The sequence below is a fragment of the Mycobacterium sp. DBP42 genome (assembly GCF_005924235.1).
GTDB lineage: Bacteria > Actinomycetota > Actinomycetes > Mycobacteriales > Mycobacteriaceae > Mycobacterium > Mycobacterium syngnathidarum.
Map to the genome: position 1 here is coordinate 46,546 of NZ_VCMY01000020.1, position 13,386 is coordinate 59,931.

At 66.1% G+C, this 13,386-nt stretch carries 10 protein-coding genes; 5 read left to right on the top strand and 5 right to left on the bottom strand.

Annotated features, from left to right (window positions below):
• Positions 1 to 18: 18 nt before the first annotated feature.
• Positions 19 to 729, bottom strand: a complete 711-nt coding sequence (locus E0T84_RS18445; protein ID WP_138745152.1) for a TetR/AcrR family transcriptional regulator — start codon at positions 727 to 729, stop codon at positions 19 to 21.
• A 92-nt stretch (positions 730 to 821) separates the two neighbouring features.
• On the opposite strand from E0T84_RS18445, the gene E0T84_RS18450 reads away from it, so the two are divergent.
• Positions 822 to 1,907 (top strand): oxygenase MpaB family protein, encoded by a 1,086-nt coding sequence (locus tag E0T84_RS18450; RefSeq protein WP_138745153.1) that lies wholly within the window; start codon positions 822 to 824, stop codon positions 1,905 to 1,907.
• 1 nt (position 1,908) lies between these two features.
• Positions 1,909 to 3,600: an aldehyde dehydrogenase family protein gene (locus E0T84_RS18455; protein WP_070188443.1), complete on the top strand. Its 1,692-nt coding sequence runs from the start codon at positions 1,909 to 1,911 to the stop codon at positions 3,598 to 3,600.
• A gap of 5 nt (positions 3,601 to 3,605) precedes the next feature.
• Here the strand turns inward: E0T84_RS18455 and E0T84_RS18460 are convergent, their stop codons facing one another.
• On the bottom strand, positions 3,606 to 4,187 hold the full coding sequence (locus E0T84_RS18460; RefSeq protein ID WP_070188442.1) for a TetR/AcrR family transcriptional regulator: 582 nt from the start codon (positions 4,185 to 4,187) through the stop codon (positions 3,606 to 3,608).
• Between the two features lie 138 nt (positions 4,188 to 4,325).
• On the opposite strand from E0T84_RS18460, the gene E0T84_RS32345 reads away from it, so the two are divergent.
• From E0T84_RS32345 to E0T84_RS18475, 3 genes are read left to right on the top strand one after another with little or no spacing between them, the layout of a single operon-like run.
• Positions 4,326 to 5,048 carry an SAM-dependent methyltransferase gene (locus E0T84_RS32345; protein ID WP_131823159.1) on the top strand — a complete coding sequence of 241 codons (723 nt, stop codon included), beginning with the start codon at positions 4,326 to 4,328 and terminating at the stop codon, positions 5,046 to 5,048.
• Positions 4,960 to 5,340 (top strand): MmpS family transport accessory protein, encoded by a 381-nt coding sequence (locus tag E0T84_RS18470; protein WP_239251727.1) that lies wholly within the window; start codon positions 4,960 to 4,962, stop codon positions 5,338 to 5,340. The genes E0T84_RS32345 and E0T84_RS18470 overlap by 89 nt, the downstream gene beginning before the upstream one ends.
• Positions 5,337 to 8,237 (top strand): RND family transporter, encoded by a 2,901-nt coding sequence (locus tag E0T84_RS18475; protein ID WP_138745154.1) that lies wholly within the window; start codon positions 5,337 to 5,339, stop codon positions 8,235 to 8,237. The genes E0T84_RS18470 and E0T84_RS18475 overlap by 4 nt, the downstream gene beginning before the upstream one ends.
• Before the next feature lie 28 nt (positions 8,238 to 8,265).
• On the opposite strand, the gene E0T84_RS18480 is transcribed toward E0T84_RS18475, so the two are convergent.
• The 3 genes from E0T84_RS18480 to E0T84_RS18490 are packed head-to-tail and all read right to left on the bottom strand — an operon-like array spanning position 8,266 to position 13,360.
• The gene (locus E0T84_RS18480) at positions 8,266 to 8,922 is read right to left on the bottom strand and encodes an O-methyltransferase (protein ID WP_070186726.1); all 657 of its coding nucleotides are present in this window, start codon (positions 8,920 to 8,922) and stop codon (positions 8,266 to 8,268) included.
• A gap of 16 nt (positions 8,923 to 8,938) precedes the next feature.
• Positions 8,939 to 10,174, bottom strand: coding sequence for a glycosyltransferase (locus E0T84_RS18485; RefSeq protein ID WP_138745155.1), 1,236 nt, complete (start codon positions 10,172 to 10,174; stop codon positions 8,939 to 8,941).
• A 3-nt stretch (positions 10,175 to 10,177) separates the two neighbouring features.
• Positions 10,178 to 13,360 (bottom strand): adenylate/guanylate cyclase domain-containing protein, encoded by a 3,183-nt coding sequence (locus tag E0T84_RS18490; protein ID WP_138745156.1) that lies wholly within the window; start codon positions 13,358 to 13,360, stop codon positions 10,178 to 10,180.
• Between the last annotated feature and the right edge of the window lie 26 nt (positions 13,361 to 13,386).

Below are 13,386 nucleotides of genomic sequence, written 5' to 3' on the forward strand. Positions count from 1 at the left end.
TGCTCGCGGTGCGACGGATCAGGCGGTGACGCGGTGGGGGTCGCGGTAGGCCTCGGCCTGCGCGGCGATCACCTCGGGGGTGGGTAGCGGCTCGGCGCTGTCCACGTATACCCCGCCGGCGCGCAGGGTGTCGTCGACCAGCAGCCAGATCCACCGGACCAGGTCGGCCACCAGCCGGTCCTGCGCCGTCGACCCGGGTTGATCGAGCCACCGGCCGGTGGTCGATTCGACCAGCCCGACGATGGCGAAGGCCAGCGGTTGCGGGTCGGTGTCGACGCCAAAAGCGTTGAGGTACACCGTGAACAGCACACCGAGCTGGGTCCCGATGGTCAGCCTGATGTCAGCGATGGCATCGGGTGCCGAGCCGTCCTCGCCGAGTGAGCACCGCGCCAGGTAGCGGTACAGATTGCGATGCTCGACGAGGAATCGCACATGGGCGCCCACGCTGGCCTCGATGATCTGGGCCATCGAGCCGTGCGGCGTCCACAGGGGTGCGAGTTCGGTGGTGAGCATCTCGGCCGCCCGTTGCGCGATGGCCCGTTGTAGATCGGCGGCGCCGGCGAAGTGCCGGTAGAGCTTGGTGCGGGTGACGCCGACGTGGGCGGCGATCTGTTCGGTCGACGCCTGGGGTCCGTGTTCGGCGATCGCGGCCAGCGCGGCGTCGACGAACTCGGCCCGCCGCCGTTCCCGCTGGCCTGCCCATCGACCGCGCCTCACGACTGGTTCCACAGATACACCCTAGCCAATCGAGTGGTACATGTCGTACCATTCACTGTAACTGGTACAGCTTGTACCACTTGATTTCGAAGGGAACGAGGCAGATGAACGCGTTGAGCGCAGTGCGCACCGCAGCAGGCCTGCCGGCGGTCGCCGAACCTTTGGCGCCCGCCGAGGACTATGGCTTCTTCGGTCCGGATTCAGTCACCTGGAAGGTGTGGAGCTACCCGACCTCGCTGCTGATCGGCTTCTCCCGGGCGGTCACCATCGAGCACCTCGACCCGTTCCTGGCCGCCGCGGTCGATGCCACCGGGCAGGTCTACGCACGCACTCGATTGCGCTATGACCGGACCATGCAGTACTTCGCCCTGGTGGCCTTCGGCGACGCCGAATCGGTCCTGGATGCCTCAGAGATCCTGGTCAAGATCCACTCGAAGGCCATCGGTACCGAGCCGATCACCAAACGGCCGTTCGACGCCAACGATCCGCACTCGCAGCTGTGGATCCATCTCACCGCGTGGCACTCGATCCTCTACAGCTACGAGATGTTCGGCCCGGGCAAGCTCTCGGCTGCCGAGGAGAGCCAGTACTGGGAGGAATGCGCGCGGGCAGCGGAGTTCCAGACCATCAATCCCGACGACGTTCCGCGCACCCGCGAGGGCATCCGCCAGTACTTCGAGGATTTCCGGCCCGATCTCGTCGGATCCGAGGTGGCCCAGCGGATGATGGACTACCTGGCCGACCTGGGCTATCACATCCTGCCCGAGCGGATGCCGCGCTGGCTGCGCAAGGCGTTCAACATCCCGATGCGCGCCGCGATCATCGCCACCATGCCGCAGTGGATGCGACGGTTGGGCGGCATCCCCCAGAACCGGATCGCCGATATCGCGGCCCGCGCGCTGGTACGTCCCTTCCTCAAGGCGATCGCCGCCAATCCGCGGTTGGAACTGGCGATGCTGGACCTGACAACGCCACACACCACCCCTGTCGTCGGCCCTGCCCTGATGGGCATTCCGGCCAAGAACACCGTCACCTACAGCCCGGCCGAAGCCAGGGCCAAATGGAGCCGGACCACACCGTTCGAGCAGTACGCTGCGATTGTGGCCAAACGGGAGTCGGGCGAAGGCCCGGCCCCGTATGCCCACAACCACCACGACGCACTGGTGCAATTCGACAAGAGCGCGAGCTGACATGACCGAAACGCAGATCGACGAGGCCCTCGAAGAACTCGTCGAAGGCGAAAAGACCTGGGCTTCCCTGTCATTGGCGGCCCGGCGCGGACTGCTCGACGAGGTCCGCGCCCTGGCGGTACGCCACGCCTCCGAGTGGGTCGACGCCGCAGTCGGCATCAAAGAACTTGATCCCGCCTCCCCGCTGGTCGGCGAGGAGTGGATGTCCGGGCCATACTCTCTGGTGGCCGGGCTGGCCGCACTGTCGGAGAGCCTGGCCAAGCTGGAAGCAGGGCGCAGCCCGCTCGACGGGGCCGAGTTCGGCTACGCCTCGGGCGGCCGGACGACGGTAAAGGCCTTGCCGCTCAACACCTTCGACCAGCTGCTGCTGTCCGGGTTCAGCGCCGAGGTGTGGCTGCAGCCGGGCATCGAGAAGGCCGAGGCGATCCGGTCGGCCGGCCTGGCCCAACGCGACCCATCGCGCACCAACGGCGTGGGCGCGGTGCTGGGCGCGGGCAACATCTTCTCGATCGCCCCCCTGGACACCATCTACGAGCTCTACGCCAACAACCGCGTGGTGGCCCTCAAGCTCAACCCGATCACCGATCCGCTGCTACCGGTGCTGACCAAGGTGCTGGCTCCGTTCATCGCGGTCGGCGCGGTACGCATCCTGACCGGCGACGCCGAGGCCGGCACATACCTGGTGCGGCACAAGCTCGTCGACCACGTGCACATGACCGGCAGCGCGCTGACGTATGACGCCATCGTGTTCGGCACCGGGGATGAGGGCGCCCGGCGGAAGGCTGCCGACGAGCCGGTGCTCGACAAGGAGATGACCGCCGAGCTCGGCGGAGTTTCGCCGACCATCGTGCTGCCCGGCAACTGGAGCCGGGCCGATATGGAATTCCAGGCCAATCACGTTGCCACCCAACGGTTGCACAACAACGGTTACAACTGCGTGGCCGCGCAGGTGGTGGTGCTGCCCAAGCACTGGGCACAGCGCGACGAGTTCATCGCGGCGATCCGCAAGGCCGTCAACGACGCACCGGCGCGGGCCGCCTACTACCCCGGCTCCGACGTCAGGGTGGCCGGCGCGGATTCGTCGTATCCGGACGCACAGCACCTGGGTCCCAGCGGCGCCCGGGTCCTGGTGGTAGATCCGGCTGACCGCGAAGCGTTGTTGCGCACCGAGTATTTCGGTCCGGTGCTCGGCGTGATCGAACTCGACGTGCCCGACGATCAGTTCGCCGAAGAGGCGGTGCGGGTCGCCAACGACGAGTTCGTCGGCACCCTCGGGGTGAACATCATCGCCCACCCGGACACCCTCGCCGGCCTCGGCGAGCAGTTCGACCGCCTGGTCGGGCAGCTGCGCTACGGCACCATCGCGATCAACGCGTGGACCGGCGTCGGCTACCTTACGCCGACCGCGACCTGGGGTGCATTCCCCGGGCACAGACGCAATGACATCCAGAGCGGAACCGGAGTGGTGCACAACGCTTTTCTGCTCGACCGTCCGGAGCGCACCGTGGTCCGCGGCCCGTTCCGGCCCGCCCCGAGGTCGGTGTTCCGCGGCGAGTGGTCGTTGTCGCCGAAACCGCCGTGGTTCGTCAACAACCGCACCGCTGCGACGACGGGCCGGCTGCTGGTGGATTTCGCCGGAGCGCCCGGGTGGGGCAAGTTGCCCGCGATCTTCGCGTCAGCGCTTCGGGGTTAGGCGCGTCAACCGGAGGCGAGGGGGGTTGCCGGCGCGCGCAGCAGCCGCTGCGCGCAGTCCAGGAGCACCCGGTGCAACTCCTCGTCGCTGACATCGGTGAGGACCGGATCGGTTGCGCTGCCGTAGACACCGGCGGCCAATACCGACATACAGATCCGGTCGGCGGTGTCGGGGTCGGGGCCCAGCAGGATCCCGGTGAGCCGCTCGATCGTGTCCTGAAGTTCGTCTCGACTGTGCACCAGGCCGTCGATGACGGGATCGCCGTGGAACACCGCGGTGACGCGGCGATGCCGTACGGCCATCTCCACCATTCCGCTGACGGCCGCCTCCCGCCGCGCCTCGGGCGTGGACATCGCCTCGGCGATGCGGACCAGCCGCATCATGTCGTCGAAGACCGGCTGGATGACCGCGAGCGCGATCTCGTCCTTGGAGTGGAACTGGTAGTAGACCGCGGCCTTGCTGACGCCCAGCCGGTCGGCGATCATCTGCAGGGACGTGCCCTTGACTCCATGCTCGGCGAACAGGCTCAACGCCGCCTCCAGCACGCGTTCGCGAGCAAAGCCACGCGGCGCAACAGCCTTCGCCACACCTGTCCCTTCGTCGCGCTGAGCGTACCCAACGCGGTCTAGATCACAGCGTCAATAGCCAAACTAACTTGATTGAAGTTAGCCGACTGTATAGGTTTCACTTTACATCCGGCAAGGAATCTGCGGGGAGGAGTGCTGATGCCAAGCTCATGCCTGGCGCCACGGGCCGACCTCCTCGACACCTACCTGATGGCGGCCGCGGAAACCGGCCTCGAACAGGTCGTTTTCCTGGCGTCCGACCTGGACCCGCGTCCTTATCAACTGCCCTGGCCCATCGGCACCACGGTGTTCGTCGTAGACAACCCCGCGATCCTCGAGGTCAAGACCGACGCCCTGGCGGGCACCACCCCCACCGCTACCGTGCACGGCGTCCCCGCCGACATCAGCGGAAACTGGCCGGCCGCACTCACCAGGGCCGGATTCGACGCCGACCGGACCTCCCTGTGGAGCGTGGAGGGCGTACTACCCTTCATCCCATTGGAAGAACAGTGTCGGTTGATCGCCGACATCTCCGCCCTGAGTGCGCCGGGCAGCCGGCTGATCTCTGAGATGTCGGCCAGTCCCTTCCGGGACGATTCCGGCGGGGAACTCCCCGCGGACGTCGACGTAGAAAGATGTTGGCGGGAATCCGCCGACACCGACCCGATCACGAAGTGGCGATGGAGCTGCGCAGCTAGCCGGTACGTCACCGCGTACCTGACCTCCGAAAGGCCCACCAGCGAATATGAAGCTGTTGAGACGGTTCTGGATTCCGTTGATCATCGCCGCAGTGGTGCTGGTCGGCGGCTTCACGGTGATGCGGGTTCGCACGTTCTTCGCCGCAGGCGACGGCACCGGCATCTCCAGCACCAAGGTCGATGACACCAAGCCCTTCGACCCCAAGGTCGTGGTGTACCAGATCTACGGTGAGCCCGGAGCCACCGCCGACGTGAACTACCTCGACCTCGACGCTCAGCCCCAGCGCATCGACGGGGTGACCCTGCCGTGGACGCTGCGGTTGGAATCCACCGCCCCGTCGGTGTTCCCCAACATCGTCGCGCAGGGCAACGGCGACACGATCAGCTGCCGCATCACCGTCGATGACGAACTCAAGGACGAGAGAACCTCCAACGGCGTGAACGCCCAGACCTTCTGCTTGGTGAAATCTGCATGAGCAATTACGACGCCCCGACCGACTCGATCCCGGTCGCCTCCGCACCAGAGCACGGGAACCGCGGCGGGATCGCCAAGTGGATCCGGCGCCTGGCAGTGCCGATCATCATCGGCTGGATCGCCGTCATCGGTGTCCTCAACGTGATCGTTCCCCAGCTCGAAGAGGTGGGGAAGATGCGGTCGGTGTCGATGACGCCGGACGAGGCGCCGTCGATGATCGCGATGAAGCGCGTCGGCGAGGTGTTCCAGGAGTTCAAGTCCAACAGCTCGGTCATGGTCGTGCTCGAGGGCGACAAGCCGCTGGGCGATGACGCACACAAGTACTACGACGAGATCATCGACAAGCTCGAGGCCGACGACAAGCACATCGAGCACATCCAGGATTTCTGGGGCGACCCACTGACCGCCTCGGGCGCCCAAAGCTCCGATGGCTTGTCGGCCTACGTACAGGTCTACACCGCCGGTAACCAGGGTGAGGCCCTGGCCAACGAATCGGTCGAGGCCACCGAGAAGATCGTCCAGAGCGTCAAGGCCCCGGACGGGGTCAAGGCCTACGTCACCGGGCCGGCCGCCATGGCGGCCGATCAGGAGATCGCCGGTAACCGCAGCCTTGAGATGATCACCGCCCTGACGTTCGTAGTCATCATCGTCATGCTGCTGTCGGTCTACCGCTCCATCGTCACGGTGCTCCTCACCCTGTTCATGGTGGTGTTGTCCCTGTCGGCAGCCCGCGGCCTGGTGGCCTTCCTGGGCTACTACAACGTCATCGGGCTCTCGACATTCGCCACCAACCTGTTGGTGATGCTGGCAATCGCGGCCTCCACCGACTATGCGATCTTCCTGATCGGCCGATATCAAGAGGCCAGAAGTGTCGGTGAAGACCGAGAGTCGGCCTACTACACGATGTTTCACGGCACCGCCCACGTCATCCTGGGCTCGGGCCTGACGATCGCCGGCGCCACGTTCTGCCTGCACTTCACGCGGCTGCCCTACTTCCAGTCACTGGGCATCCCGCTGGCCATCGGCATGGTCATGGTGGTGCTGGTCGCGCTCACCCTGGGCTCGGCGATCATCACGGTGGCCACCAAGTTCGGCAAGACTCTGGAACCCAAGCGCGCCATGCGCACCCGTGGGTGGCGCAAGATCGGTGCCGCGGTGGTGCGCTGGCCCGGACCCATCCTGGTCGCCACCATCGCCGTCTCGCTGGTCGGCCTGCTGACCCTGCCCGGGTACAGGACCAACTACAACGACCGCGAGTACCTGCCGCCGGACCTGCCGGCCAACACCGGCTACGCCGCCGCCGACCGGCATTTCTCCCCGGCCCGGATGAACCCCGAATTGCTGTTGATCGAGAGCGATCACGACCTGCGCAACTCGGCGGACTTCCTGGTGATCGAGCGGATCGCCAAACGCGTCATCGGTGTGCCGGGTGTCTCCCGGGTGCAGGCCATCACCCGCCCGCAGGGAACGCCGATCGAGCACACCTCGATCCCGTTCCAGATCAGCATGCAGGGCACGACCCAGACCCTGAATCAGAAGTACATGCAGGACCGTATGGCTGACATGCTCAAGCAGGCCGACGAAATGCAGATCACCATCGACACGATGGACCAGATGATCGCGCTCATGGAGCAGATGCGCGAGGTGATGAACAGCATGGTCGGCAAGATGCACGGCATGCTCGACGACATCAAGGAACTCCGCGACCACATCTCGGATTTCGACGATTTCTTCCGGCCGATCCGCAACTACCTGTACTGGGAACCGCACTGCTACGACATCCCGATGTGCTGGTCGATCCGGTCAGTGTTCGACACGCTAGACGGAATCGACACCATGACAGCCGATTTCGAGCAGATCGTGCCGGACATGGACAAGATGAACGCGCTGCTCCCGGTGATGATCGCGAACATGCAGCCGATGATCGCGACCATGAAGACGATGAAGACGATGATGCTGACCATGCAGGCCACCCAGGGCGGGCTGCAGGATCAGATGGCGGCGATGCAGGACAACTCCACCGCCATGGGTCAGGCCTTCGACGAGGCCAAGAACGACGATTCGTTCTATCTGCCGCCGGAAACCTTCGACAATCCCGACTTCAAGCGCGGCATGAAAATGTTCCTGTCCCCCGACGGGCACGCCGTGCGGTTCATCATCAGCCACGAGGGCGACCCGATGAGCCCCGAAGGGGTCGCGCACGTCGATCCGATCAAGCTGGCCGCCAAGGAGGCGATCAAGGGCACCCCGCTGGAGGGGTCCAAGATCTACCTCGGCGGTACCGCGGCGATGTTCAAGGACATGCAGGAAGGCGCCAACTACGACCTGCTGATCGCCGGAATCGCCTCGCTGTGCCTGATCTTCATCATCATGTTGATTCTCACGCGCAGCGTGGTGGCCGCCGCGGTCATCGTCGGAACGGTGGTGCTGTCCCTGGGCGCATCCTTCGGTCTGTCCGTGCTCATCTGGCAGCACCTGATCGGCCTGGAACTGCACTGGATGGTGCTGGCCATGTCGGTGATCATCTTGTTGGCCGTCGGCGCCGACTACAACCTGCTACTGGTCTCCCGATTCAAAGAAGAGATCCACGCGGGCCTCAACACCGGCATCATCCGCGCGATGGGCGGCACCGGATCGGTGGTCACCTCGGCCGGCCTGGTGTTCGCGTTCACCATGATGTCGATGGCGGTCAGCGAACTGGCCGTGATCGGTCAGGTGGGCACCACGATCGGCCTGGGCCTGCTGTTCGACACCCTGGTCATCCGCTCCTTCATGACCCCCTCCATCGCAGCACTGATGGGCAAGTGGTTCTGGTGGCCGCAGATCGTGCGTCAGCGGCCCAAGCCGGAGCCGTGGCCCAAGCCGATCCAGCGCGAGCCGCAGGACTCGCTGGCTTGATCTCCGCGAGAGGGCCGTTGGTGCCGGCTTACTTGACCAGCGCGACGGCGAAGCCGTCCCAGCCCTTGGTGCCGACCGTCTGAATGGCGGCGGTATCCAACCGTGGATGGCTGCCCATCATCTCCAGCATGTCGCGCACTGCCCGCGCCTGGGCGTCATCGGCCGCCGGAGCGAGGACCCGACCGAACCGGGTGACGTTGTCCACCACGATGATCGCGCCCGGCCGGCCGAGCCTGATCGCCCACTCGACGTAACGGACGTTGTTCTCCTTGTCGGCATCGATGAATGCCAGATCGAACACGTCACCGCGTTCAGCCAGCCGCGGCAACGTATCGAGCGCGGTGCCCACGATCACCTCGACCCGGTCGGCGACACCGGCCCGCACCAGGTTGGCCTGCGCCACCTCGGCATGACGCGACTCGTATTCGAGCGTGACGACGCGTCCCTGCGGTCCGACGCCGCGGGCCAGGTTGATGGTGCTGTAACCGGCCAGCGTGCCGATCTCGAGCACACGACGCGCCCCGGAGATCGTGGCCAGCAACGACAGCAGCTTGCCGTGTTGGGCTGAGACCTCGATGGCGGGCATGTCGGCGTCCTGCGCGGATCGACGCGCCGCGATCAGCGCCTGGTCCTCGGTACGCAGCACCTCGTTGAACATGGCATCGACGTCGCGGGGTTCGGTCATGTGCGCCAGGGTAGCCTCACGGCTTCAGACCGAGCACTCGTTCCTCGACAAGATCGGCACCGTACGAGACCCCACCCGTCTCGGCGAATCCGGCAGCGACCCGGCAGGCCCCCTCGGTCATCCGCATCGCCTCACGCACCTTGTCACGCAACCGGTTCGGCGTCAGTCTCCGCGCCGGAAGCCGAGTTCCACAGCGCGCCACCGCCACCCTGCGGGCTACCTCAAGCTGATCACGCCCGTAAGGAACGACGCAGACCGGGATGCCACGGGCGAGAGCTTTCTGGGTTGCCCCCATCCCGCCGTGGGTCACCACACACACCGCGCGGTCCAGCACGACGTCGTGCGGAAGAAATTGGCACACAGACGCGTTCGCAGCGGATTTGGTGCCTGGCGGCAGACCGGCGGGCATCGTTGCCACCATGTGTACCGGCTCGTCGGCCAGGGCCTGCATGGCGACTGCCACCAGCTCGGCGTCGGCCTGTTTCTCCGAGGACGTCGTCACCAAGACCACCGGCCGGTCGATCTCGTCCAGCCAGTCCGGCGTACCGCCGGCGCCTGGGTCGAGCACGCACGGTCCGATCATCTGGACGGCATCGCCCCATTCGGTGGCGGGGTACTGGAACGGCTTGCCGCTTGCGAGCAGGATCAGCGGCGCTCGTCGGAGGAACCCGTCCATCGAATCGGTCTGTGGCAACTGAAGTTCCGTGCGTACCCGGTTGATCGGTGGCAGCATGATCTTCTCGAGCGGACCGACAACCGCGGCCCGCACCGCCGCGTCACGTATTCGGCCCGACAGCCCGGCCCAGGGCCGCAGACCCAACCCGAACGGGGGTACGCCGTCGGCCCGCAACGGCGGCGTATACGGCGCGAAAGACGCCCAGGGGATGTCACCGGCTTCCGCCGCCGATTGGGCGCCCCAACAATTCACGTCGACGAGCAGTGCGTCCGGGCGAACGTCGCGTATCGCGGCGGCCAGATCTGCGATCTCGTACTCGGCGCGCCGACCCAAGGCGGAGACGCCGAGCTTCAGCGCATCTCGCGGATTACCGGCCTTCCAATCCTCGATCTCGATCGCTTCGATCCGCGGGTCTATCGGTTGAGCGACGAAGCCGAGCCGTTGCGCGATCTGTACTCCGGCGGACAATGTCCGCACGTTCACGAGGTGGCCTCGGCTCGACAGTTCGGCGAGCAACGCACTCATCGGCAGTAGGTGACCGAGCGCCGGCGAGGTGTAAGCCAGAATCGCCGCCATCGTTTACGCCATTCTCCGGGCATCTGCGAGTCTGCCTCGTGCATCAAGCCTTTCGCACAGTTTCAGATACTGCGCGGACAACTCCGCGTGGCCCGTCGCATCCCCTTCGGCCTGTGCCAGCAAGGCCCGCGAGCGCAACCACCACATGTCCAACGCCGGAATCCCGGGCCGCAACTGCTGCCATCGACCCACCAACCGCCGCGCTTCGGCCAGCTCACCCCCGGCCCCGGGGTCGGAGCCGGAGCCGACAAGGATCTCGACGAGCGCCTCCCCGAGGTATCCGAGGAAGAACCTGGACCCCCGTCCGGCGTATCGCGCGAAGCCGGCCCGCAGATCGGCGAGTGCCTTCGCCCGGTCGCCCTTGCGCACCGCATCGATTGCCAGGTCGGCGATGATGGTCGGCTTGATGAACGTCATCGAGCTGTGCTGGTCGACATAGGAGAGCGCCCGCCGAAGCCCCCCGATCGCGTCGGCGTCCGAACCTAGCCGGGCACGCAACGCCGCGGTACCGTAGGCCCATTCGCTGCATACGACACCGCTGCTTTCGCCCAGCATATTGGCGGTCCGTACGGCATCGCGCAGATCGTCGATGAACTCCTCCGGGTCACACAAGCCCAGCGCCACAACAGCTCCCGCGTACAACACCGTGTGGGTATACGTCATCGGCGCGTCCGCACGAGCCAGCTCGATGCCTTCGCGCAGATGTCTGCGGCCCGCTTCCGCGCTACCCAGGCACAGCTCGAGCACGCCCCGCAGGGCCTGGGCGGGAGCAAGTTCGACCGCTGGTGTGTGGTCGACTGCCAGCAGGTCGAGAGCCCTCAAGGCCGAATCGAATTCACAACTGGCAAGCATTGTGAACGCCACCGCATTCACGACGATTCCGGTGGCCTCACCGTCCCAGTTCGCGTTCTCGGTCATCCGATACAGCTCGGACGCCAGCACCGCGGCCTCCTCGATGTTCTCGTCGTTGACCGTCACAGCCCAAAGCTGTCCTGCCATTCCGATGGCGAGCGACCGCGAATCCTCGGTCCGCATGGCGAGATCCCGAAACTCCCGGTAGCGCTGAGCCGTATCGACGTTGTTACCGACGTACAGCGAGGTCGAAACCAGCAGGGTGCGTGGCGCCACCCTCATGTCGGCCGCGCCTGCCTCGCCGTCGAGCCGGTCGGCGATGCGTTGGGCATGTTCCCACTGCTCGCGTGCGGCCGGGATGTCCCGCAGTCGAATCCATTGCCCCGCACGCATGTGCCAGCGGTAGGCCGCCGCGAGATCACCGGCGGCCTCGAGGTGTGCGGCGATCAACGCGGCGTTCTCATCGGCGGCCTGTGGGTTGTGGCGCTCGATGGCAATAGCGAGGCAACCGTGGGCAGCTGCCCGGTCACGGCTGAGCTGGGACTCGTAGGCCACGGTGCGGACCAACGGGTGGTGGAAGCAATACCGTTGCCGTGGAACGAATTCCGTCTGATCTATCAGGTCGGCGGAGACCAGCTCAGACAGTCTGTCGGGCTCGAGATCCGGCTGCAGGGCATGCAGCGTATCCGTGTCGAACTGGGCGCCGATCACCGCAGCGGCATTCAGCACTCGCTTGGCCTGCACCGACAGTCGATCGATACGTGCCGCGAGGACGGCCTGGATGGTCGGCGGCACCCAGATACGGCCGAGGTCGCCTGCCGGCCGGTAACGACCGCGGCTGCCCGCCAACACGCCGCGACCGGCGAGATCTCGGATGATCTCCTCGATGAAGTACGGGTTTCCCGCTGCCACAGCGGCGATCCGGGCCGCCAGCCCGGCCAGTGACGGGTCGTCGTCCCCCAGCAGATGCTCGATCAGGCGAGCAGACGTCGAATCCGGCAACGGCTGCAACGTGATGGTCTCGCCGGGAACTCGGGAGAGCGCCCCGTGGTATTCGGGCCGATAGGTGGCGACGACGGTCGCCGCGCCGACATCGCTGATCTCCGCCGCGAAATCGGCCAGCACGTCGTCGCTGGGCACGTCGATCCAGTGCACGTCCTCGAGCACGAAGACGATCGGGACGTCGCATACCCGGACGGCGGTGGACATGAGCTCCACCAGCCTGCGCCGCCGGTCCTCGATGGCCACGCGGGTGCCGGGCACGGCGTCATCACCGATTCCCATGGCCTCGAACAGTATCCGCGCGTTCGGTGACTGCGCCGACAGGCGGCCGGCGAACTGTGCGATGGTCCGCTTCCGCGCAGCGGCCGGACTCAACCCGTCCACCTGGAACATCGCGCGCAGCAACAGTGAGAGCATGCGGAAGGCCACCACCGAGGCGTGCGCCTCGCCACGTGCCACCACCACGCGGGCTTCCTGACGTTGCGCGCCCGAAACGAACACGCTGACCAGCCGGCTCTTGCCCAAGCCGGGCTCACCGATCACACCGACAATCCGGCCACGTCCTGAGTCGAAGACCTCCTGTAACCGATTCAGCTCTGCTTCACGACCCAGCAGGACACCATCGTTGCGGCCGAGTACCGCGTTGCCGGTTTCGTTGCCGGTTTCCACGGCGAACAGCTGGCGTGCGGGCACTGGCTGGTCGAAACCTTTGACGGTCAGCTGTTCGAGGGTGCCGAGCCGCGCGGTGTCCTCCACCAGTCGCGCAGTGGACAGCGAGCACATCACCCCTCCGGCCGGGGCCGCCGACTCCATGCGCTGCGCGAGACCGACAGGGTGGCCGACGGCGGTATACCCGCCCGAGCCGATGTCGCCGGCAACGACCTCGCCGGAGTTCAGGCCGACACGCAGCCGCAGCGCAACGCCATCGTGGCGCAACACCTCGGCTGCCAGGGCTTTGGCGCCCGACTGGATCTCCAGCGCCGCGATGCATGCCCGCAGCGCGTGATCCTCCAGCGCGGCGGGCGCCCCGAACAAGGCCATCAACCCGTCGCCGGTGAACTTGTCCACGGTTCCGCCGTAGCGCTGCACCACCGCCGCAGCGCGATTGAACAACTCGTTCATGATTTCGCGGAGCCGCTCGGTGTCAACGGCCGCAGCGAGTTTCATCGAGCCGACGACATCGGCGAACAGGACGGTGACCTGCTTGTGTTCGCTGGGTGTCGCCTGCGAGGCGACAGCGGCTCCGCACATGTCGCAGAAACGCGACCGTGTCCGCAGGTGACTGCCACACGACCGGCATCGCCCGGCCGTCTCACCGACGGGGCCGGCCATTCGCCAATCCTTCTAGACCGTCAATA

Bases quoted from the DNA above. Each gene is read 5' to 3' on its own strand.
- E0T84_RS18455 (WP_070188443.1), top strand. From the start codon at position 1,909: ATGACCGAAACGCAGATCGACGAGGCCCTCGAAGAACTCGTCGAAGGC.
- E0T84_RS18475 (WP_138745154.1), top strand. From the start codon at position 5,337: ATGAGCAATTACGACGCCCCGACCGACTCGATCCCGGTCGCCTCCGCA.
- E0T84_RS18485 (WP_138745155.1), bottom strand. From the start codon at position 10,174: ATGGCGGCGATTCTGGCTTACACCTCGCCGGCGCTCGGTCACCTACTG.
- E0T84_RS18480 (WP_070186726.1), bottom strand. From the start codon at position 8,922: ATGACCGAACCCCGCGACGTCGATGCCATGTTCAACGAGGTGCTGCGT.
- E0T84_RS18450 (WP_138745153.1), top strand. From the start codon at position 822: ATGAACGCGTTGAGCGCAGTGCGCACCGCAGCAGGCCTGCCGGCGGTC.
- E0T84_RS18490 (WP_138745156.1), bottom strand. From the start codon at position 13,360: ATGGCCGGCCCCGTCGGTGAGACGGCCGGGCGATGCCGGTCGTGTGGC.
- E0T84_RS32345 (WP_131823159.1), top strand. From the start codon at position 4,326: ATGCCAAGCTCATGCCTGGCGCCACGGGCCGACCTCCTCGACACCTAC.